Origin of the sequence: Pectobacterium atrosepticum (genome assembly GCF_000740965.1) — a bacterium.
Classification (GTDB): Bacteria; Pseudomonadota; Gammaproteobacteria; order Enterobacterales; family Enterobacteriaceae; genus Pectobacterium; species Pectobacterium atrosepticum.
Window position 1 is genome coordinate 4816628 of sequence record NZ_CP009125.1, and the last position, 22646, is coordinate 4839273.

General features: G+C 55.4%; 12 protein-coding genes and 2 pseudogenes. 8 read left to right on the forward strand and 6 right to left on the reverse strand.

Annotated features, from left to right (window positions below):
• Window position 1: 1 nt before the first annotated feature.
• Together bcsF and bcsE are read right to left on the reverse strand one after the other, a co-directional pair.
• Window positions 2–220: a cellulose biosynthesis protein BcsF gene (gene bcsF, locus GZ59_RS21445; protein WP_080641353.1), complete on the reverse strand. Its 219-nt coding sequence runs from the start codon at window positions 218–220 to the stop codon at window positions 2–4.
• The gene (gene bcsE / locus GZ59_RS21450) at window positions 220–1779 is read right to left on the reverse strand and encodes a cellulose biosynthesis protein BcsE (RefSeq protein ID WP_039295343.1); all 1560 of its coding nucleotides are present in this window, start codon (window positions 1777–1779) and stop codon (window positions 220–222) included. Before bcsE ends, bcsF begins: the two co-directional genes overlap by 1 nt.
• Window positions 1780–2104: 325 nt before the next feature.
• Here bcsE and bcsR point away from each other — a divergent pair, with 325 nt between their 5' ends.
• The 6 genes and pseudogenes from bcsR (at window position 2105) to bcsC (ending at window position 13792) form a co-directional block, all read left to right on the forward strand.
• A complete protein-coding gene (bcsR, locus tag GZ59_RS21455; protein ID WP_011095831.1) occupies window positions 2105–2314 on the forward strand; it encodes a cellulose biosynthesis protein BcsR in 210 nt (69 codons plus the stop codon).
• A gap of 2 nt (window positions 2315–2316) precedes the next feature.
• Window positions 2317–3054, forward strand: a complete 738-nt coding sequence (bcsQ, locus tag GZ59_RS21460; RefSeq protein WP_011095832.1) for a cellulose biosynthesis protein BcsQ — start codon at window positions 2317–2319, stop codon at window positions 3052–3054.
• Window positions 3051–5749: pseudogene (bcsA, locus tag GZ59_RS21465) on the forward strand (UDP-forming cellulose synthase catalytic subunit). The gene bcsQ and the pseudogene bcsA overlap by 4 nt, the downstream one beginning before the upstream one ends.
• A gap of 74 nt (window positions 5750–5823) precedes the next feature.
• A complete protein-coding gene (gene bcsB / locus GZ59_RS21470) occupies window positions 5824–8118 on the forward strand; it encodes a cellulose biosynthesis cyclic di-GMP-binding regulatory protein BcsB (RefSeq protein ID WP_011095833.1) in 2295 nt (764 codons plus the stop codon).
• A 6-nt stretch (window positions 8119–8124) separates the two neighbouring features.
• Window positions 8125–9230: pseudogene (gene bcsZ / locus GZ59_RS21475) on the forward strand (cellulose synthase complex periplasmic endoglucanase BcsZ).
• A 992-nt stretch (window positions 9231–10222) separates the two neighbouring features.
• The gene (gene bcsC, locus GZ59_RS21480; protein WP_230587095.1) at window positions 10223–13792 is read left to right on the forward strand and encodes a cellulose synthase complex outer membrane protein BcsC; all 3570 of its coding nucleotides are present in this window, start codon (window positions 10223–10225) and stop codon (window positions 13790–13792) included.
• Window positions 13793–13798: 6 nt separating this feature from the next.
• On the opposite strand, the gene qhpR is transcribed toward bcsC, so the two are convergent.
• Both qhpR and GZ59_RS21490 read right to left on the reverse strand, forming a co-directional pair.
• Window positions 13799–14857: an AraC-like transcriptional regulator QhpR gene (gene qhpR, locus GZ59_RS21485; RefSeq protein ID WP_011095836.1), complete on the reverse strand. Its 1059-nt coding sequence runs from the start codon at window positions 14855–14857 to the stop codon at window positions 13799–13801.
• A gap of 172 nt (window positions 14858–15029) precedes the next feature.
• Window positions 15030–16037 carry a phosphotransferase enzyme family protein gene (locus GZ59_RS21490; protein WP_011095837.1) on the reverse strand — a complete coding sequence of 336 codons (1008 nt, stop codon included), beginning with the start codon at window positions 16035–16037 and terminating at the stop codon, window positions 15030–15032.
• 258 nt (window positions 16038–16295) lie between these two features.
• Here GZ59_RS21490 and eat point away from each other — a divergent pair, with 258 nt between their 5' ends.
• Both eat and GZ59_RS21500 read left to right on the forward strand, forming a co-directional pair.
• Window positions 16296–17657, forward strand: coding sequence for an ethanolamine permease (eat, locus tag GZ59_RS21495; RefSeq protein ID WP_039294356.1), 1362 nt, complete (start codon window positions 16296–16298; stop codon window positions 17655–17657).
• Window positions 17658–17690: 33 nt separating this feature from the next.
• On the forward strand, window positions 17691–19034 hold the full coding sequence (locus GZ59_RS21500; protein ID WP_039294360.1) for an aspartate aminotransferase family protein: 1344 nt from the start codon (window positions 17691–17693) through the stop codon (window positions 19032–19034).
• A gap of 92 nt (window positions 19035–19126) precedes the next feature.
• On the opposite strand, the gene ggt is transcribed toward GZ59_RS21500, so the two are convergent.
• Complete coding sequence (gene ggt, locus GZ59_RS21505) at window positions 19127–20905, reverse strand: gamma-glutamyltransferase (RefSeq protein ID WP_039294363.1); 1779 nt, start codon at window positions 20903–20905, stop codon at window positions 19127–19129.
• A gap of 262 nt (window positions 20906–21167) precedes the next feature.
• A complete protein-coding gene (locus GZ59_RS21510) occupies window positions 21168–22517 on the reverse strand; it encodes an MFS transporter (protein WP_039294366.1) in 1350 nt (449 codons plus the stop codon).
• Between the last annotated feature and the right edge of the window lie 129 nt (window positions 22518–22646).

Sequence of the window (22646 nt, forward strand, 5' to 3'; positions counted from 1 at the left end):
TTTATTTTTTAGTCTCTGCTGAAGTCGGCTTGGTTGAGACCGTCTTTGTTGAAGAAGGGTTACGCATCCAGACACTCGCGGGCTTCAGGTAACGCGGCGACAATAGCCTGTTTTTCCAGTACTGAATCCAGTGGGGAATCACACGGTGTGCTAGATAGCCGAGCGTAAAGAAGATGACCGCACTCAATAACACCAGTTGAACGATATCAATCAGGTTCATCATGATGGTTCTCCCGGTGCGCGGGCCAGTAAATCTATAGCAATAGGTTCACGCCGAGGCGTCTGGCTGCGTGGCGCAGATTCGGTCCGTTGCAATTGCACATAATCGTTAATCTGCTGTTCCTGCCCGGAAGTGTTCTCCTGCGCCAACGATTTGATCTCCGCCAGAATCTGTAAGTCTTGTGACCACACGATCCGATTGCTGAACACTTCATCCACCGGCAGACGGAAGATAGATTTCAACGCAATATCCAATTCATTCAGACGACAATTGGACAGGAATAAAAACAGACGACCCTGCGCGATCGTGACGACATCGCCAAAGCGTCTCAACGTGCACAACGTCAACGACTGCGCCGCTCGTACTCCCGGCACAGGACGCAATGCCACCAGCACGCCTTTGCTGCCTTCGGGCATCAACGTACTATCAATCAACATCTGCACAGACTGCCGAAATGTCTCAGGAGGCTGGTAGCCCTTAATCTGCAGCGGCCGCATGGTGGTCAGCAGAACCTCGACATCGACAGGAACATGTTTAGTAAAGCGCTGCCCTTGCACGCTTTCAATCCGCGTCAGGAAACGCGATAACGGCTCTGAATGGGAGACAATAAGATTTGCGCCACACGCCAATAACAGGCGCTCGTCGCTGGCACGCAGGCAGGGCTTCATTTCCCGCACCACTATCTTCAGCAGTTCGCCGCGTTGCCGACGCAGGCTATGAACCTGTTTGGCGAGCGTATCCACCTGAATAGTCTGATTGAGTGCGAAAACGAGGGTTGCCGCATGTGTCAGCATGCCGGTTTGTACCAAAATGGCGTTGTCGTCCATTAACTGCCAGTTTTCTGACAGCGCAGGCGCGCCTTCCAGCACGCTCCTTTCCATCAGAAAGAGCCCATCGTCATTCAGAGACGGCGTGAGGCCGGGTTGTTCTTCCGTCAGCATTTGCCATCCGTCATTATCGGATTGCAACATCTGTACCTGATTCGCCTGCACGCCTCTTTCCGTTGCCCACCACGACACCAGATACTGCGCGCGATCCTGCTGCCATTGCAGGCTAGCCAAACCGTAAAGCCCGCGATGTTGGGCGATCAGCATATTTCTCAGGCGGGTTACGCCGCTGCTATGACTGAGAACCACCAGCGTACACTGGCGCTGATGTAGCCATACCGACGTGTCATCTACCCAACGCTGTAGCCTCTCCGGCGAAATATCTCGCCACAGGCTAGCGGGGGCATAAAGCACTAAAAGACGATTTTTCGGGCGTAATGCTCGCATTAAATCATCGGTTAAATTCAGCAACGCGGCTTTATTTTCCGGTAATGCATAGCAAGTTAATTGTTTTATTTCGGTGTTAAATAATGTAGTCAGAAATGCATCAGATCGTTCCCCACAGCCTATTAACGCCACTCTTGCGTCGTTATTTTGGCTATGTATAACCTGCTGGCAAAATAATGCGGAATCAACCTGCCGATCAATATTCACCCAATAAAATCCAGCCTGCTGGAGCGTAGCCAGCTCATCCCAAAGGTGACGAATGCCTAATGAAAAGTTCTGCTTCATAGACTGATTTTCTTTTCCGTTAATGGCGGCAACTAACCAATCAAAATAAACTCTAGCAGCCCCTTGTAGGATCACAATGTCGCACCCTTAATTATTCCGTTCCCTTAATAAATTCCCTCTTTTACTATTTTTAGCGTTCAACATTACAAACACCAATTCATTGCTATAGTTAATTGGCCTGCCCACTATTTTATTAAAAACAGCAGAGGCGCAAGCCTTCATCTGCCAGACCGTCTGTCATGGGGCAAAAGAAGCACCACATCTGTTATTCAGATGTTTCCCTTTATCTATATCAATAACGGATAGCCTATTTCAGAGGCATGGAATGAATAACGAATCGACTCGTATAGATACCAGCGCACGCACCGATTTAACCGAGAATGCAAGATCTGATGACGACTTACGCGTTCTCAGTCAGGCTTTTTCTTTACCTGAAATAAACTATATCGATATCGCCCGTCAGACGCGTCTGAGCCAAATGATGGCTCGCTGGCCGCTGCTGGATGAATTAAAAGAACCGGCTGGGAGCGACTGACGATGCCCGTTATTGCCTTGCAGGGAATCCGTGGAGGCGTGGGAACAACCTCGATAGCCGCAGCATTGGGATGGGCCTTTCAACGACTGGGCGAATCCGCGCTGGTGATTGATTTCTCGCCGGACAATTTGCTACGCATTAACTTTAATATGCCGTTTGAGCAACGCCGCGGTTGGGCACGGGCGGAAGCCGACGGCGCACCGTGGCAAACCGGTGCCATGCAATATATCCCCGGATTGGATTTTCTGCCGTTTGGTCGCCTGAACACGCAGGAAGTCGCAACACTGCAACAGCATTACCAACAGCACCCCGCGATATGGCAAAACAATCTGACAAAACTCAGCGCTGCGGGCCGGCATCGCTGGGTATTGATCGATGTACCGGCGGGCAATAGCCCACTGACACGACAAGCGTTGGCCACCGCAAATACCGTTTTTCAGGTGGTGGTGGCGGATGCCAACTGCCATTCACGTCTACATCAACAGGCGTTACCGCGTCAGTGCCATTTTCTGGTCAATCAATTTTCTACCCTCAGTACGCTTCAGCAGGATTTACACCAGCTCTGGCTGCACACGCTGTCACACTTACTGCCGCTAGTGGTACATCGTGACGAAGCATTGTCAGAATCACTGATGCTGAAACAGCCGCTGGGCGAATGCCGCCCAGACAGCGTGGCAGCGGAAGAGATCATGACGCTGGCAAACTGGTGCCTGATTCACGTCAAGGAAAGCGGCGTATGAGTGGCATCCTGCGCGTAGTCCTCGTTCCGCCCGCCAGACAGGCGATACAGCAGCGCTACCGTGGCTATCGTCAGAAGGGTGCCTCCGCATTTGCCGCCTTTTTCGCCACGCTGTTTGCGATACTTGGCTGGATCTTCCTGCGGCTGGAATCTGACGGCTGGCAACAGATTCGAGCGCAACGAACCTATTGGTTCCCACACATTTCGCCTCAGCGCCCACGTCCAGCCGATGTCCTTCGCTATCTGACGCAGGGTATTTGGCTGCTGACCATCAAAAATGGCCAGTTGCCCACATCACGCCGTAACTACTTCTCTGCGTTACCGCGCTGGCGGCAACGCTATATGAACGCGCAGCAAGAGCTGTTTACCCGCTTTAGCCACGCGAATACCGACGATCGCGAAGGCAGTGAATCAGCCCCCCCCGGATGAGCCGCGTACAGACGCTGGTGACGGTGACGCTGAGCCTGCTGTGTGCGGCACTGGCGCTGCTGTGCATCACGCAGCCGTTTGATTTGCTGTCGCAATTTATTTTCATGACGCTGCTGTGGGGCATCGCCATGCTCGTGCGCAATATGCCGGGACGCATGCCGACGCTCATGATGATCGCGCTTTCTTTCACAGTCTCCTGCCGTTATCTGTGGTGGCGCTACACCGAAACGCTGAACTGGGACGATCCCGTCAGTTTGGTCTGCGGACTCTTGCTGCTGGCAGCGGAAACCTATGCCTGGGTCGTGTTGGTTCTGGGCTATTTCCAGACGATCTGGCCGCTCAACCGCTACCCTGTTTCGCTGCCGGAAGACAGCAAAACGTGGCCAACCGTCGATCTCATGATTCCAACCTACAATGAACCGTTGAGCGTCGTAAAACCGACGGTGTATGCGGCGCTGGGTATCGATTGGCCTAAAGACAAGATCAACATTTATATTCTGGATGACGGCGGTCGTGCCGAATTTAAAGCCTTCGCAGAGGAGGTCGGCGTCCATTACATCGCCCGCGTCACGCACGAGCACGCCAAAGCGGGGAACATCAACAACGCCCTGAAACAGGCAACAGGCGAGTTCGTCGCCATTTTCGACTGCGACCATGTCCCTACCCGCTCCTTTCTGCAATTAACCATGGGTTGGTTTTTCAAAGACAAAAAGCTGGCGATGTTACAAACGCCGCACCATTTCTTCTCGCCCGATCCGTTCGAGCGCAATCTGGGACGCTTCCGCCGCACGCCCAACGAAGGTACGTTGTTCTACGGTCTGGTTCAGGACGGTAACGACATGTGGGATGCCACATTCTTCTGCGGTTCCTGCGCCATCCTACGGCGTAAACCGCTGGATGAGATTAACGGCATTGCGGTCGAAACAGTGACGGAGGATGCCCACACCTCATTGCGTCTGCATCGCCGCGGGTACAGCTCGGCCTATATCCGCATTCCGCAGGCGGCGGGACTGGCAACCGAAAGTCTCTCAGCCCACATCGGGCAGCGTATTCGCTGGGCGCGCGGCATGGTGCAAATTTTCCGGTTGGATAATCCCTTATTCGGCAAAGGGCTGAAGCTAGGGCAGCGACTGTGTTATGCCAACGCCATGATGCACTTTCTGTCCGGGATTCCCCGGCTGATCTTCCTGACAGCGCCGCTGGCGTTTCTCCTGATGCACGCTTACATCATTTTCGCCCCCGCGTTAGCCATTGCGCTCTACGTGCTGCCGCACATGGTGCACGCCAGCCTGACCAACTCGCGCATTCAGGGTCGCTACCGCCACTCTTTCTGGAGTGAAATCTATGAAACCGTGCTGGCGTGGTATATCGCTCGTCCCACCACCGTAGCGCTGTTTAACCCGCACAAAGGGAAATTCAACGTGACGGCCAAGGGTGGGCTGGTTGAAGAACAGCATGTCGACTGGGTGATTACGCGGCCTTATCTGGTACTCGTGCTGCTGAATATTGCCGGGGTGCTGTATGGCATCTGGCGCCTGATTTACGGACCGTCGGAAGAGATCATGACGGTGTTCATCAGCCTGCTCTGGGTCGTGTATAACATGACGATTTTAGGCGGTGCCGTCGCGGTTGCGGTCGAAGCCAAGCAGGTACGTCAGGCACACCGGGTGGAGATGTCGATGTCCGCTGCCATCCTCCGCGCCGATGGTCATCTTTTCCCTTGTGTTCTGCGCGACTACTCTGATGGGGGCGTCGGCGTTGAGGCTCGCGAGTCAGGCATTCTTCAGGTCGGGGACAATGTCTCGCTGTTGCTAAAACGCGGCCAGCAGGAGTACGCCTTCCCTTTCAGCGTCACCCGCGCATTCGACAACAAGATTGGCCTGCGCATGATCAACCTGACCATCCGCCAGCATATTGATTTCATTCAATGTACCTTTGCCCGCGCCGATACCTGGGCGCTCTGGCAAGACAGCTTCCCGCAGGATAAACCAGTCGAAAGTCTGGTTGATGTACTGGCACTCGGCTTTCGCGGCTACCTGCGCTTGGCGGATTACGCACCGCCAGTCATACGCAATATTATTCTGGCCTTCCTCAACATCGTGGTGTGGGTCGTGTCATTCATCCCGCGCTATGTGGGGAGACGCGCCGCAACAGAACAGCCGGGCACTGCGCTGACGGAAAAAACCGGACATCAGGGCAAGACACCGTCTGTCCATGAAACGCGATTTGCACAAGAGAACCTGTTTACAGAAAAGACGGTGGCTTGATTGCCATTCACAGGCCGTGATCAACGGTCTTTTTCCCGACAAAGAAAAAGACCCTTAACATTGATGATGACACAATGACGAAAAAAATAATCTGGTTCACCGCATTGGCTTTAGGCGTCAGCTCATTATCTCAGGCTGTCACCGCACCGCCTGCGACGGCCACATCTGTGACTGACATGTCTACAACGAGCCTGCCCGCGATCCCACTGATGCAGCCGGCAACCAATGCCGCCGTGCGCAACATAGTCATGCCCTTTGCGAAAATCGCGCCAGCTCCGGGCAACTTTGCACTACGCGGCATCAATCCCGACGGGCAGATTGAGTTCGGCGTTCGCAGCGACGAAGTGGTGACGCAGGCTTCGCTCGATCTCGAATTTACCCCCTCACCGGCGCTAATCCCCACAGAGTCCCATATCAAGGTTTATCTGAACAATGAGCTAATGGGTGTCACCGCGATTGGCAAAGAGCAGATGGGTAAGTCGAATCGCGTCCGTATTCCTATCGATCCGCGCTACATCACGGACTTCAACCGCCTGCAATTGGTGTTCGTCGGCCATTATCAGAATATCTGTGAAAACCCAGCCAGCACCAGCCTGTGGCTGGATGTCAGCAAAGCCAGCGCGCTCAATCTGCAATTCCAGAAGCTGACGCTGAAGGATGATCTGTCGCCGTTCCCTGCACCATTTTTTGACAGCCGCGATACTCGCCCGCTGACGCTGCCCATCGTTTTTGCCGGCCAGCCGGATCTGCTACAACAGCGTGCCGCCGCCATGCTCGCTTCCTGGTTTGGCAGCAAAGCGCAATGGCGCGGGCAGTCCTTCCCTGCTCTCTTCAACCAGTTGCCGGATCGCCACGGCATTGTTTTCGCCACCAACGATAAGCGACCGGATTTCCTGCGCGATACTCCCGCAGTGAATGGGCCGACGGTGTCTATCATCAGCCACCCTGACGACCCTCACGTCAAACTGCTGTTGGTGCAGGGTCGTGATGACAATGAATTGCTCACCGCCGTGCAGGGCATCGCACAGGGGAACACGCTGTTCCGTGGGCAAACCGTTACCATCGATAAGGTCGAACAACTCGCCCCACGCCAGCCGTATGATGCGCCAAATTGGGTGCGCACCGACCGCCCGATGACCTTCGCCGAGCTTCAGCAATATAACGAACAGTTGCAAACCGACGGTATTATTCCCCGGCCGATTTCCCTGACCATGAATCTGCCGCCCGACCTGTTCCTGATCCGCAGTCAGGGCATCGATATGCGCCTGAAATATCGCTACACCGCGCCGCAGATTCAGGACGGTTCGCGTCTGAGCATCAATCTAAACAACCAGTTTGTACAAGCTTTCTCGCTGGCACCGGAGCACGACCAGAGCTCCCTGTTGATGCGCCTGCCGCTGACGCAGGGGTTATGGGATTCAGACAAGAGCCTGTCCATTCCGGCGCTGAAGCTGGGTACCACCAACCAACTGCGCTTTGACTTCAACTACACCACACTGCTTTCCAGCGGCACTGCTGACCGTTGCGAAACCTATACGCCGGTCGTGAATCACGCTGTCATCGACGGTAGTTCAACCATTAACTTCTCTGGCTATCGTCACTTTATGGCGATGCCGGATCTGCGTGCCTTTGCCAATGCAGGCTACCCGTTCAGCCGACTGGCTGATCTGTCACAAACGCTGGTGCTGGTGAGCAAACAGCCGCAGCCCGATCAGGTCAGTGCGCTACTGAACGCCATCGGCAACATTGGGGCACAAACCGGTTACCCTGCTTTAGCGATGCAACTCAGCGATGACTGGACGCAGGTGGACAAGCAGGACAGCGACATTCTGATGATCGGCGCTATCCCGCCTGAACTGCACGACGATGGCAAAATCAACCTGCTGGTCGAGCAAACGCAAAGCTGGATCAAGCAACCCACACGCCAAACCGTTATCCCAGACATGGGCTCGCCCGAATCTGATGCGAAGCCAGACAGCAAAACCACCGTCAGCGGTGACGGCGCGATGTCGGCGATTATCGGCTTCCAGTCTCCGTATCACGACCAGCGTAGCGTTGTCGCACTATTAGCCGATAGCCCGCAGGGCTATACGCTACTCAACAACGCGCTGATCGACAGCGAAAAAAGAGCCTCGCTGTTTGGTTCCGTTTCCGTCATCCGTGAATCGGGCATCAATAATCTGCGAGTCGGAGACGTTTATTACGTCGGCCACCTGCCGTGGTGGGAACGTATCTGGCATGCACTGGCGCAGCATCCTATCTGGCTGGCCATCATATCGACCCTTACCGTCATCATTATTGCCTGGCTGCTGTGGCGTGGACTGAAATTCTTCAGCCGCCGCCGTCTGTCGCCGGATGAAAGGGATTAGTGCGTCATGCCACGCGTGCTGCGCTACCTGATCCTCACGCTGCTGTGGCTATGGGCTTCCCTAGCCACCGCGGCCGTCTGTGACTGGCCCGCCTGGGAACAGTACAAACAGCATTACATCAGTGAGCAAGGGCGGGTGATTGATACCTCCACGCCCAATAAAATCACCACGTCCGAAGGGCAAAGCTACGCCATGTTCTTTGCACTGGTCGCCAACGATCGGGCGATGTTTGACAGGCTGCTGAAATGGACGGAAGACAACCTGTCCGCTGGCGATTTACGCGCTAACTTGCCGGCCTGGCTGTGGGGAGAAAGCAAAGATAAGCAGTGGGCGGTGCTGGATCCGAACTCCGCATCCGACGCCGATCTGTGGATTGCCTATAACCTGCTTGAAGCCGGCCGACTGTGGAAAGAAGCGCGTTATCAGACGCTAGGCACCACGCTGCTCGCGCGTATTGCCAAGGAAGAAGTCGTTAACATTCCAGGGTTAGGCGTGATGCTATTGCCCGGCAAAGTGGGCTTCGCAGAGAAAGAAAGCTGGCGCGTAACCTTCCGCCGCAGCTGTTGGCCCGTTTTGCTCCGCTGGGTGAGACGTGGAAATCCATGCAACGCACCACGCAGCGCCTGCTATTGGAAACTGCACCGAAAGGATTTTCGCCCGATTGGGTCATCTGGCAAAAAGGCAAAGGCTGGCAACCTGATACCACCAAACCCAATATCGGTAGCTATGACGCCATTCGCGTCTACCTGTGGGCAGGGATGATGGCTGACAGCAGCAGAGGGAAAGCCGACTTGCTCAAACAGTTTCAACCGATGATTCAACAGACGCTCCAACAGGGTTTACCGCCCGAAAAAGCGGACACCGCGACAGGCGTGGTCACCGGACAGGGGCCCGTCGGGTTTTCCGCTTCACTACTTCCGATACTATCCCGCCAGCCGGATGCGCTAGCCGCTCAGCGACAACGGCTCGCCGCGAATCCACCGGGTGACGATGCCTATTTCTCTGCTTCTCTGACGCTCTTTGGTCAGGGATGGGATGAAAAGCGCTACCGCTTCACGTCACAAGGCCAACTTTTACCATCGCGGGGCAGCCAATGCACAACAACACCTTAAACTGGCTGCGTCTCCTCCCATTATTGTTGATTGCTGCGCCGCAGGCCTACAGCGCAGAAACCGTGTCGCCAGAGCAGTTCCTGATGGAGCAGGTGCGCTTGGGAGAAGCCAGCAACAAAGACGACATCGTGCGTCAGTCGCTCTATCGACTGGAGCTGATCGACCCAGATAGCCCAGAAGTTATCGCCGCCAGATTCCGGCTGGTGCTGCGTCAAGGCGATCAGGCGCAGGCACGCCAGCAGTTGGAAAAGCTGAAAGCGGTGGCAGCGGACTCTGCCATCTACCGTCAGTCAGCAATAACGCTGGCGCTGACGCAAGAAGAGCCGCGTAAACAATTACAGCAGGCTCGCTTGTTATCTACCGCCGGACGCTATGCAGAAGCCAAAGCGCAGTACGACGCGCTCTTTCAAGGCGATCCGCCAACGCTCGATCTCGCCGTTGAATATTGGCGTCTGGTTTCTCACTTACCGAATCAGGAATTGGTCGCGATTAAGCAGTTGGTAGCGCTGGATCAGGTTTACCCTGACAACGTTCCTCTGCACCTTGCGCTCTCATACTTGCTCTTCCGTCAGGATAGTAACGAGCAAACCTATCCTTTGCTGAAGCAGTTGGCTAATGCCCCAGTCGGACGTAGTCAGGCAGCCTCGCTATGGCTGGCAATCATTCGGCGGATGCCTATCACACCGCAGAGCGTGGCGGAGTTAAATCGCTTTCTGACCCTATTTAATGAAGGAAAACGGGCAGAAACCGCGCGCAACGAGCTCAACCGCCAGCAGAAAATGTTATCCGATCCCACCTATCAGGCACACCTCCGTAGTCTGGTACAGGTTGAAAACGGTGGAAGCCACAGCACCACGCTCAATGAACTGAATAAAGCACTGGCTGCCACGCCAAACGCCCCTGAATTGATCGGCGCGATTGGTCTGGTTTACCTACGCGAAGGCGATCGGAAAAAAGCGTTGGAACAGTTTCAGAAGGCATTACAGGTGGATATGAGTCGTCTGCACAGCGGTAAATGGGAAGGACTCATCCAAAACACGCAAGATTGGACCACGATTGCGAAAGGTGACAACGCATTGAAAGCCAATAATCTGGCGCTGAACTGGCTGCGCCTCCTCCCGTTATTGCTGGTTACTGCACCGCAGGCATACAGTGCAGAAACCGCGTCGCCAGAGCAGTTCCTAATGGAGCAGGTGCGCTTGGGGGAAGCCAACAACAAAGACGATATCGTGCGTCAGTCGCTCTATCGACTGGAGCTGATCGCGCCAAATAATCCCGAAGTGATCGCCGCCAAAATACGGCTGGCGATGCGTTACGGCGATCAAACGCAGGCCCGTCAGCTATTGGAGAAACTGAAAACGCTGGCACCCGACTCCACCGCCTATCGCCACGCAAGCATGATACTGGCACTGACGCAGGAAGAGAGCCGCCAACAGCTACAGAAGGCTCGTTCGCTATCTACCGCCGGACGCTATGCGGAAGCCAAAGCGCAGTACGACGCGCTCTTTCACGGCGATCCGCCAACGCTCGATCTTGCCGTAGAGTATTGGCGCCTGGTTTCACGCTTGCCCGACCAGCAACCTCTTGCAATCAAGCAACTGGAGACGTTGGATCAAGCCTACCCTAATAATGTGCCGCTGCGCATGGCGCTGGCGCGCTTGTTGTTTAGCCAGAATCGTAGCGAACAAGCCTATCCTCTACTGAAACAGCTTTCTAACGACCCCGTCGGACGTAGTCAGGCGGCATCGCTATGGTTGGAAATTATTAGCCGGATGCTGGTCACGCCACAAAGTGTGGCTGAACTAAACCGTTTTCTGACCGTGTTTGATGAAGGTGAACAGGCAGAAACCGCACGTAAAGAACTCAGTCGTCAGCAGGGAATATTAGCCGATCCCGTTTATCAGGGGCGGCTGCGCGCGCTGGCACAGATTGAAGATGGCGGCGGCAATAGCGCCACGCTTGGCGAGTTGAATAAATCGCTGGCCGCCACGCCAAACGACCCCGAACTGATCGGCGCGATTGGTCTGGTTTACCTGCGTGCTGGCGATCGGGTAAAAGCGCTGGCGCAGTTCCAAAAAGCATTACAGGCGGATGTAAATCGCCTGAACAGCGGCAAATGGGAAGGACTCATCCAAAGCACCCAGTATTGGACCACCATTACGGAAGGTGACAACGCGCTAAAAGCTAACAACCTACCGCTAGCGCGGCAGAAATATCAGCAGGCACGCCAGATGGATAATACCAATGCCTATGCGCTGATTGGTCTGGGCGACGTGGCCGTTGCCAGCAAAAATGATGCTGCCGCACAGCCGCTCTATCAACAGGCCTTACAACTTGAACCCGGCAATGACAACGCCTTGCGCGGTCTGGTCGGTATTTATCAGCGGCAATCGCCGGAGAAAGCGCTGGCTTACCTCAACAGCCTGCCACGCAGCCAGCAGAATACGATGCGGGAAACGCTTGCCTTACTGCAACTCGATATCCTGAAACAGCAGGCAGACCAGTTGTTGGAACAGCAGCAGTGGGCACTGGCGGAGGAAAAATATCGTCAGGTAAACCAGCAGGATCCAAACGATATTTGGTTTGCCTATCGTTATGCCCAAGTACTGCGCCAACGGGGGAAACCGCAGTTGGCAGACAGCGTAGTGCAGCGCGCTACCGCCGTACCGCCCGCTAGCGCGGAGAAGAACTACGTTTACTCACTTTACCTGTCGTCCACCAATCGCGATGAGCAAGCACTCGCTCACCTGAACACGCTACCGGCGGCACAGTGGAACGACGACATGCGCGATTTATCGAAGCGTCTGACAAGTCAAACCACACTGGCGAAAGCAGAAGCGATGCGTGATGCGGGTGACGAAATCGCAGCGATGGCGTTCCTGCGTCAGCAACCGACCGACACGCGTATCGATCTGCTATTGGCAGACTGGGCGCTGGCTCAGGGTGAATACACAACGGCGCTGGCAGAGTATCAACGTATCCGCACGCGCGAACCGCAGAACCCCGATGCACAGTTGGGTGAGATCGATGCATTTATCGCGCAGGGGCAACAAGATGAGGCGCGCCAGCGCCTGAACAAACTCCCCGTGCAGGCGGTTGATACACTCAACGGCCAGCGGCGCGTCGCTAACGCCTGGCAAGCGGTAGGCAATCCGCAAAAATCGACCGCGCTTTTCCGTCAGCTAAAAATCGATGCGCAGAAAGAGCCCGTCGGTCAGGGCAAAGCATTGGTCTACCGCGATGCAGCACGCGTTGAACAACAGCAATCGCAGCCTGAGCAGGCGCAGCAGGACTATAAACAGGCAATGGTCGCCAGCAGCATCACCCCCGCGCTGCCACAAAGCGACGATGACTACACCCAACTAACGCGTAATAAAAGCAGCGATGACTGGCTGCAACGCAGCATCCGCGCTGATGCCGCAGACCTCTATCGCCAACAGGATATTACCGTCACCCTCGATCACGATTATGGGAGTTCAAGCGGGACAGGCGGGATTTCCGACCTCAGCGCTCACGACACCATGTTGCAGGTGGATATGCCGCTGTACGATGGCCGCGCCTTCTTCCGCACCGATACCGTGCAGATGAACGCCGGTTCCTTCTCTACGGACAGCAACGGCGCTTACCGGGAAACCTTCGGCACCTGTGCCACGCGGGACTGCTTCGACGGTAAATCGCAGAAAGCCACTGGCACCAGCGTTGCCGCAGGCTGGAAGAACGACCGCTGGTCAGCGGATGTCGGCACCACGCCGCTCGGCTTTGACGTGGTCGATGTCGTCGGTGGTGCAAGCTATCGCGGCGACTGGCGACAAATCGGCTGGACCGCGACGGCATCGCGCCGTCCGATCTCCAGCTCATTACTGGCATTCGGCGGCACCAAAGATCCAGGCACGGGCATTACCTGGGGTGGCGTGCGCGCGACGGGCGTCAGCCTTGGCCTAAGCTATGACCGAGGCGAAGCACACGGCGTCTGGAGTGATTTCAGCGTTCACCAGATTACGGGTAAAAACGTGGCCGATAACGATCGCGCCCGTGCGATGGCGGGCTACTATTACAAGCTGATTAACGAAGATAACCAACGCGTCACGATCGGTCTGAACAGCATGTGGTGGCGCCACCAGAAAGACTTAAGCGGCTACTCACTCGGTCAGGGCGGCTACTACAGCCCACAGCAATATTTCTCGCTGGGCGTGCCGGTGAACTATCGGCAGCGGACAGAAAACTGGTCATGGGAACTCGGCGGATCGCTATCGTGGTCACGCTCCTCCACCAAAAACCAGCGTCGCTACCCGCTTGTCGGCCTGCTCGGCAACGCCGCGCTCACTGACAGAGACGACATCGAACAGGGCAGCAGCAGTTCCGGATTCGGCTATACGGCGCGTGCCATCGTCGAACGCCGCCTCAGCTCACACTGGACGCTGGGTGTGGGTATCGACATTCAGCAAGCGAAGGACTACACCCCAAGCCACGGTCTCCTCTACCTGCGCTACTCCGTCTCCGGCTGGCAGGGCGATCTCGACAGCCCACCACAGCCGCTTACGCCGTATGCGGACTTTAAATAACGGACATCAGGAAAGATTGAGGGCTTCGCCTTTGCGCCACTGGCGCGGGCTAATGCCAAACCAGCGACGGAAGGCGCGGGAAAAGGCGCTCACCTCGGAATAGCCGAGCAACAGCGCCATCTCCGAAATCGGCAGTTGTTTTTGTTGAAGATAGTGCGTCGCCATTTCACAGCGCAGCTTGTCCACCAGCAGTGAGAAACTGAGCCCTTCTTCTCGCAGGCGGCGCTGGAGCGACCAACTGGACAAGCCGACCTTATCCGCCACCTCTTCCAGCGTCGGTTCTTTCTGCATCAATAACAGATGAACCTGCGTGCGCACCTGATCGACAATACTTTGCTGCGGCGACGTTTCATTCAGGCGGCGAATGGCATCCTGCATCACCAGCAGCAGCGTCATATCGCGATCCGGCATGGTGCGGGTCAGTTGGTGTTTGGGAATAAGCAGAGAATTATAGGGTTGATCGAAGTAAACCGGTGCATCGAACACCTTACAATGCTCATGCCACATTTCAGGACGTGGATGCTCAAAATGCACTTCGCGTGGTGCCCAGTGCTTGCCCAAGACATGGCGAATCAGGTTGAGCAACATGCCGAGCGTCAGTTCGGCATCCTGACGGCGGTGCAGAATGGCACCGTGCCGAACCTGATAATCCAGCCGCCAGCAGTCACCTTTATCGACCATGCGCGTCAGCGTGTCGTGCTGATGACAGGGAAACGCCTTCACCACATTGTGCAGCGCCTGCTCCAGCGTATCCGAACATAAACCGATATAGCCGATCAGGCCTAATGACTGCGGTTTAAACTGCTTGCCGTAGCGTAAACCGAAATTATCAACGCCCGAATTACGCGCCGCTTCCTCCATCACACGGCAATAATTCACCAGCCCCAGACTGAGTGTCGGGCTGGCGAGTTGCTCAGGATCGACGCCGCTGATGCCAAAGATACGGTCAGCATCGCCACCGCTATCATGAATAAACTCGCCGAGCCCGCTTGCCGCCGCCGCCAGCACACCACAGTTGCGGGAGAACGCCGCATTCAGCGCCGAAGAGTACGTCACGTTTTCCATTGCCTTTCACCTCGCCGTACCACACGGCCCGCCAACGGGCCATGAAACGATCAGCAAGCGTAATACCAGCAAGTTTCGTACCAGTCCGTAATGACATAAAATCAATGAATTACAAACAACGCACGAGGCGAACAGGCATTACCATAGCGCAAGTTGCCCGCCAGTGGTGCATTCAGGCCACCCCAAGCGGCAGGTCGCGGGTTTCCAAATAGCGCCGACACAGGCGAACGCTGTGGCTCGCCCAGTCGGGCCCAAGACTCTGCGCCATCTCCGTTTCCGCATGCGACCCCACCCACGCGGTAAGCTGGATACGCCGTTGAATCAGCAGCGTCGGCAGCAGCGCCAATTCTTCATCACTGACGTGGGCCACACGTTCGTAGCCACATAGCCAGTTTTCAACCCATTCGGCTGCGCGTGGATGATGCTCCACAAAGCTAATCGCCGCCGCCAGATCGTGCAGATACCACCCCATGCCGCAATCGTCAAAATCGATTACCCGCGTTTCACCGCGATGCAGAAGCAGATTGGTCAGGCGCAGATCGGCATGAATCAGCCCATAGCGGTGCGGCGCTTTACCAAATTCCGCCATTTCCGTCCCCATGCGCTCGATAGCCTCCTCGACAATACCGTGTTCGTCACGCGATAGGTTCGGCGCGTCACGCCAGCTTCCCCAGTGGCTCTGCGCACTCACCATCGTGTGATGATCCCAGACAATACGCTGGAAGCCGTCAGGTTTTTGCCACTGGCGGCTATGCTGGTGCAGGTGAGCGGTAATCTCGCCCAGTTGCTGAAACGTGCGCGGATCAATGCTGGTGGTCGGCATCTCGCCGTCAATCCAGTGGAACAACACGGCATAGCGACAGGAACCATCCGATAAACCCAGCGACTGCACCCGCTCCCCACTCGCATCGCGTACCGCTTCTGGTACCACAATTCCCGTCTCACGCAGCGCGTCCAACCACAGTAGCTCGCTTTCAATCTCTGCTTTCTGGTGATAGTGGCTGCGATGTAGCCGCAATGCATAGCGTTTACCCGCTGACGTAACAAGGAACGTCGCATTTTCCGAGCGGCACAGCAGCCGCACTTCCCCTTGCAGCGCCGCCGGATAGCAGGCAAGCGCCCGGTGCGCCAGCGAGGTAATTTCCGCATTATTTAAGGTGTCGTATTGCTTAGCACTCATGGTTTCCACTCCGACGCGAGTCAACGAGCGTTCAGCATGGCGTGTGTCGTACAGAGAAACTTGACGCACCAGAACCCATGTTTGACCCCAGATGGCGTGGGGGCGATACCCACCATAAAAGTTGACTTCAGCGCGCAGCATTCGATACGCCCGCGTCAAGTTTTCCACCGGAAAGCGTGGGCATTATCGCTACACAAGCCAACAGGGGTTGCCGTACTGGCCCCGAATAACCATGAGCAAACTGACGGGGATAATGTGATGACGAGCAAATTAAAGCCCACGCTGGGCGCCCTGCATTTGTGGGGTATCGCGGTAGGACTAGTAATTTCTGGTGAATATTTTGGCTGGAGCTACGGCTGGGGCGTCGCGGGCACGTTAGGATTTTTGGTCACGACGCTGTTCATCGCCGCCATGTATACCTGTTTTATTTTTAGCTTTACCGAACTCACGACGGCGATCCCACATGCCGGTGGCCCTTTTGCCTACAGCCGACTCGCGTTCGGCGATCTGGGTGGATTGATTGCCGGTATGGCCACGCTGATTGAATTTGTTTTCGCGCCGCCCGCTATTTCGATGGCGATTGGTGCGTACCTGAACGTGCAATATCCTGAGCTGAATCCCAAATTCGCCGCTGTTGGCGCATACCTTATCTTCATGAGCCTGAACATTCTTGGCGTGAAGCTGGCGGCGATGTTTGAGCTGGTGGTTACGCTGCTGGCCGTCATGGAGCTTTTGGTGTTCATGGGCGTAGTCGCACCGGGTTTCAGCCTGAGCAACTTCGTGGCACACGGCTGGGCGGGACAGAATGAGTTTTCGCCAAGTGCCATCTCCGGCATGTTTGCAGCAATACCATTCGCCATCTGGTTTTTCCTCGCTATCGAAGGCGCGGCAATGGCAGCCGAGGAGGCGAAGGATCCGAAACGCACGATCCCACGCGCCTATGTGAGCGGCATCCTTACGCTGGTGGTGCTGGCAATTGGCGTGATGGTGATGGCTGGTGGGGTAGGCGATTGGCGTCAGCTCTCCGACCTTAACGATCCCTTGCCACAGGCAATGAAGCTCATCGTTGGGGAAAACTCCAACTGGATGCACATGCTGGTGTGGATTGGCCTGTTCGGCCTGATCGCAAGCTTCCACGGCATTATTCTGGGCTACTCGCGCCAGTTCTTCGCCTTGGCGCGCGCGGGCTATCTCCCGCCGGGACTTGCCAAGCTGTCCCGCTTCCACACGCCACACCGCGCGATTCTGGCTGGTGGTGCGATCGGGATTGCCGCCATCTTCTGCGACGGGATTAACCTACAAGGCATGAACCTGACAGCAGCGATGATTACCATGGCGGTTTTTGGTGCCATCGTCATGTACATCATGAGCATGTTAAGCCTGTTTCGCCTGCGCCGCAGCGCACCCAATATGGCACGCAGCTATCGCGCGCCCGGTTACCCTATCATCCCCGCGTTCGCACTCATCTGCGCCATCATCTGCCTGATTGCGATGCTCTGGTTCAACCCGGTGATCGGTGGGCTGTTCTGCACCTTTATGCTGCTCGGCTACCTCTATTTCCTGACCACCAAAGCACGACGGGAACATCTGCTTGAGCCGCTTGTCGCCGATGCCAACTAACGCTGAGGCGCACATTTTATAACGGGAGAGATTATGGCAACACGTTCAACCATCATGGATACCAACAGTTTCCGCGCCGAGCATGCCGACGCGCTGAGCGCGGATATCCGCACGCTGACCGATAAACGCAGCAAGATATTGGGCGAATCCTATCGGCTGTTTTACCGCAAACCCGTTCATCTGGTACGCGGTGAAGGGCAATACCTGTGGGATGCCGACGGCAAAAAATACCTCGATGTGTATAACAATGTCGCCAGCATCGGCCACTGTCACCCTGCGGTGATAGAAGCCGTGCACCAGCAGATGACGATGCTCAATACCCACACGCGCTATCTGCACGAACGTATTCTGGACTATTCGGAGCAGCTCCTCGCCACCACACCGGCGGCGATTAACCGGGCCATGTATATGTGCACCGGTTCAGAAGCCAACGATCTGGCGATCCGCGTAGCGCGCGCCTGGAGCGGCGGCACGGGCGTGATCGTAACGCGCGAGGCCTACCACGGCACCAGCGAGTTGACCTCAGGTGTATCACCAGCATTAGGCAGCGGTCAGCCACTGGCAGCGACGACCCGACTGGTACCACCGCCGGACGCCTATCGTGTTAATACGCCGGACTTGGGCGTGTGGTTTGCCAATGAAATCCAGAAACAGATCGACGATATGGCGGCTCACGGCATCAAATTCGCCGCGTTTCTCGCAGATTCCATTTTCTCTTCTGACGGCGTCCATCCCAACCCACGCGGTTTTTTACGTCCCGTGGTTGATGTCGTGCACCGCAACGGCGGTATTTTCATTGCTGATGAAGTTCAGCCCGGCTTCGCACGCACCGGCGACGCCTTTTGGGGTTTCGCACGACATGACGTGGTGCCAGATATCATCACCACCGGAAAACCGATGGGCAACGGCATCCCGGTTTCCGGGCTGCTGGCAAAAAGCGACGTGCTCGCCGCCTTCAGCGACCAGATCCCCTACTTCAACACGTTCGGTGGAAATCCGGTGGCAATGGCCGCAGCACAGGCGGTGCTAAAAGTGATCCACGATGAGCAACTTCAGGAACACAGCCGCGTAGTCGGCGCACAGCTGCTGGCGGAACTGACCACTCTGCAAGACAAATACGCCAGTGTAGGCAACGTGCGCGGTGCCGGGTTATTCATCGGGTTTGAGTTGGTGAGCGACAGAGAAAGTAAAACGCCGGATAAAACGCTGGCGCTAAATCTGACGGAAGCGCTACGCGACCGTGGTGTTCTGACATCCGTCGCAGGCCCTTATGGCAACGTGCTTAAATTGCGCCCGCCGCTGGCGTTCCAAACTCAGGACATTGACTGGTTGGTCGGCGCGCTGGATGACTGTCTGGGGGCACTAACCCACGACTGATTTTGCTTTCATTCACATCAGATTGCTTTAACACCACCGCAATGAACGGGCAAACTCAGGAGCCTACCGAAATAAGCTCCTGAAGCCCCTTATCAATACCCTATCGCTGCCCCCGCTGGGCGGCGGATATCATTTGCACCGTACAGGTAACCTTCACGGACTTTGCCAGATACCGCCGAGTCATTGCCTGAATCCGCTGGCGTCACGCCCACCGCACCCGGTAAGCCAACAAGAATCAGCTCCGCTGCGCCCCAAGGAGTCTGCTCGACCATCTTGTAGCCGCGCTGCTTCAGCAGGTTCAGTGTATCGGCAGAGAGCCCGCGCTGTTCGTAATACACCTCATCCGGTAACCACTGGTGATGGATACGTGGCGCATCTACCGCTTCCTGCGGTGCCATGCCGTGGTCGATAATATTCAGCGCCGTTTGCAACGTGATGGTGATAATGCGTGAACCACCAGGCGAGCCGAGCACCATGAAGACTTTGCCGTCTTTCGTCACCAGTGACGGGCTCATGGACGAAAGTGGGCGCTTACCGGGGGCGATCGAATTCCGTTCCCCTTGCACCAATCCATACAGGTTTTTCTCGCCAACTTTAACGGTAAAGTCATCCATTTCGTTATTGAGGAAGAAACCCGTACCCGGCGCAATCACTACCGAACCAAAACGCCCGTTAACGGTATAAGTCGTGGACGCCGCGTTGCCCTGATTATCCACGATGGAATAGTGCGTCGTTTCTGGTCGCTCGTGCGGGCCAACTCCCGGCTGTACGTTTTTGGACGGCGTCGCGTTCTCCGGTTCGATTTGCTTGCGTATTTCGGCAGCGTAATCCTTACTCAACAGGCGCTCGACCGGATTACTGACAAACGCTGGATCGCCGAGGTACGTGTTGCGGTCCATGTAAGCGTGACGCATCGCTTCCGTCAGCACATGAATGGTGGCTGCCGAGTTAAAGCCCGTCGATTTAATGTCGTAACCTTCGACAATATTGAGAATTTCACACATCGTGACGCCCCCAGAGCTGGGCGGCGGTGAAGAGACAAACTGATAACCGCGATAGTTACAGGTTACCGGTGCCGTTTCGGTAATGCGATAATCGGCAAAATCAGCCGCGGTCAGAATGCCGCCGCCCTGCTTCGCCGCCTTCTCCACTGCCTGCGGGATCGTGCCTCTGTAAAAAGCGTCTGGCCCTTTAGCAGAAATCGCCGCCAACGTATTCGCCAGATCGGTTTGCACCAGCTTATCGCCGGGCTGCAACGGGCTGCCGTCAGGACGCAGGAAAATACGCGCCGCTTCAGGATCGGCTTTGAAGCGTTTGATGGTGGTGTCCAGAATATCGGTATCCGCACGCGTGAGTTCAAAACCTTCACGCGCCAGTTTAATCGCTGGCGCCATCACCTGTTCACGCGTCAATTTGCCATATTTTTGCAACGCAGTATCCAGCCCCAACACCGTTCCCGGTACGCCAGCGGCCAGATAGCCGTACAGGCTCGCGTCTTTTTTCACGCTCCCATCCGCGTTCAGATACATGTTGGCACTGGCTGCCGCGGGTGCGGTTTCACGGAAGTTAATAAAGGTGTCTTTCCCATCGGCCAGATGCAGCGTCATAAACCCGCCGCCGCCGATATTGCCACAACAGGGATTCACCACCGCCTGTGCATAACCCACGGCCACGGCGGCATCAATCGCATTGCCGCCCATTTTCATGATATCGACGCCAATCTGCGAAGCCAGATACTGCGAGCTGACCACCATGCCGTTTTTTGCTTCCACCGCAGGAGCAGACGCCGCCTGCACGGTTCCACTCACCAGCAGCGCCGTCACGCTCAGTGACAACAGCCATTTTCCCGATGTTGTGTTTTTTATTTTCATGAAGACCCCTTTATCCCGTTGATTTTACTGACTGCTTTATCTCTATCCTTTTGCAAAGCTAACTTGCAAAGTCCGCGCCAACAAACGGCAGCGGTTTAACAGACTCGCTAACGGCAGTAAAAAGCGTAGGAAAGGCATGAGAAATTGCGAGCATGTCGTGCCACCTTTGCGACACGGCACGATCAATACGCACCGTCATAAAGCAACGTGACAAAAAACCGCCCCGCAGAAGGAAGGGGTAAAGATGCGGGGCGGCGGAGAATCAATCCTTACGGGGATCGCTAATCGGTTGGCGAACCAGGAAGATGTAGGCCAGAGCACCCAATACCGTCACACAGCCACAGATGATCAGAGCCAGACGGAAAGAATTCGTGGTGTCCACAATAAAACCGGTCACGATCGGGGCAAACGATGCACAAATGAAGCTGGCAAAGTTTTGGATACTGCCAACCGATGCCGTCATACGCGACGCAACGGCAACATGGATCAGCCCCCAGCATGATGTTCCAGCAAAGTGAATGCAGAACAGCGCCATACTAATCAGTGACACCGCTTCTATTGAGGTTGTCGCCTGTGGTACCACAAAAGTAAAAGCCGCAGAGCACAACATACCGGCAATGATGCAGATTTTACGGCTCTTGATCGGTTCCATTCCCCTTTTCACCAGCCAGTCCGTGACATAGCCGTTCACCAGCATCCCCGCGGCACCAAACAGGAAAGGAATCGCGGCCATCAGACCCGTGCTTTTTAAATCCAGGTTATAAGCCGTTTGCAGATAACCGGGCAGCCAGGCTAGATACAACCATGCGGTATAGTTGATGCCGCTAAAGCCCAGCATCATGCCCCACATCGTGCGGTTACGGAACAGACTACGCCATTCAATAAAACTCAGCGGATCGCGACGAGCGTTTACACTGCCTGCGTTCAGGTAAGTCTGCTCATCAGCGGTGAGTTCGATCTGCTCACGGTTGCGGTACAACATATACCAGCCGATAGCGAGGAAAATGCCAAATAGGCCGATGGTAATGAACATACCGCGCCAGCCCATGACCAACATCATCGCAGCCAGAATGGGTGGGCTCATCGCAACACCAATAGTTGAAGCCGCATTAAAGAACCCCATCGGGCGGCCACGTTCTTTGATGTTAAACCAGTCGTTTATCACCTTCACACCACATGGGTTCATCGGTGCTTCGCCAATCCCCATGCCAATACGAACCAGTACAAATTGAGTAAAGCTGTGCACCATGCCAGACAGCGCCTGAAACAGTGACCAGAAAAACATCCCAAGGCCCAGCATAATGCGCGGGCCTTTACGATCCAGCAACGGGCCACAAGGGAGCTGTGCAATCCCATAGGCAAGAGAGAAAACGGAGAGCAATGCCCCGATTTCTGTCGCACTCAGCCCCAATTCCTGACGAATAGTTAAGTTAGCCACTGAAAGAGAACTGCGGTCGAGATAATTAATCACCGCAGCAAAAAATAGAAGAATCATTGCCGTGGTTTGAATACGTTTAATTCGACTACTGCGTTGAACTATTCCTTCTGGCGGTGCTGAAGAACGGGTATCAAACGAAGAACGCGGGTCTAGGGTTATATTATTTTTTTCCACGTCTGGCTCCTGGACATTATAATTTTATCTTTACTCGACGTAGGGTTGAGTAAAGTGGCTTTAAATGAAAAGCAATGAAATACGTAATCACTACTCACGAGTTTTTATTACTACAGTCGACTTCTCGTG

What these genes read in the sequence shown, in the direction of transcription:
- ggt (WP_039294363.1), bottom strand. Translation starts at nt 20,905, where the DNA reads ATGAAAATAAAAAACACAACATCGGGAAAATGGCTGTTGTCACTGAGC.
- bcsQ (WP_011095832.1), top strand. Translation starts at nt 2,317, where the DNA reads ATGCCCGTTATTGCCTTGCAGGGAATCCGTGGAGGCGTGGGAACAACC.
- bcsF (WP_080641353.1), bottom strand. Translation starts at nt 220, where the DNA reads ATGAACCTGATTGATATCGTTCAACTGGTGTTATTGAGTGCGGTCATC.
- qhpR (WP_011095836.1), bottom strand. Translation starts at nt 14,857, where the DNA reads ATGGAAAACGTGACGTACTCTTCGGCGCTGAATGCGGCGTTCTCCCGC.
- bcsB (WP_011095833.1), top strand. Translation starts at nt 5,824, where the DNA reads ATGACGAAAAAAATAATCTGGTTCACCGCATTGGCTTTAGGCGTCAGC.
- GZ59_RS21490 (WP_011095837.1), bottom strand. Translation starts at nt 16,037, where the DNA reads ATGAGTGCTAAGCAATACGACACCTTAAATAATGCGGAAATTACCTCG.
- eat (WP_039294356.1), top strand. Translation starts at nt 16,296, where the DNA reads ATGACGAGCAAATTAAAGCCCACGCTGGGCGCCCTGCATTTGTGGGGT.
- bcsR (WP_011095831.1), top strand. Translation starts at nt 2,105, where the DNA reads ATGAATAACGAATCGACTCGTATAGATACCAGCGCACGCACCGATTTA.
- GZ59_RS21500 (WP_039294360.1), top strand. Translation starts at nt 17,691, where the DNA reads ATGGCAACACGTTCAACCATCATGGATACCAACAGTTTCCGCGCCGAG.
- bcsE (WP_039295343.1), bottom strand. Translation starts at nt 1,779, where the DNA reads ATGAAGCAGAACTTTTCATTAGGCATTCGTCACCTTTGGGATGAGCTG.
- bcsC (WP_230587095.1), top strand. Translation starts at nt 10,223, where the DNA reads ATGAGTCGTCTGCACAGCGGTAAATGGGAAGGACTCATCCAAAACACG.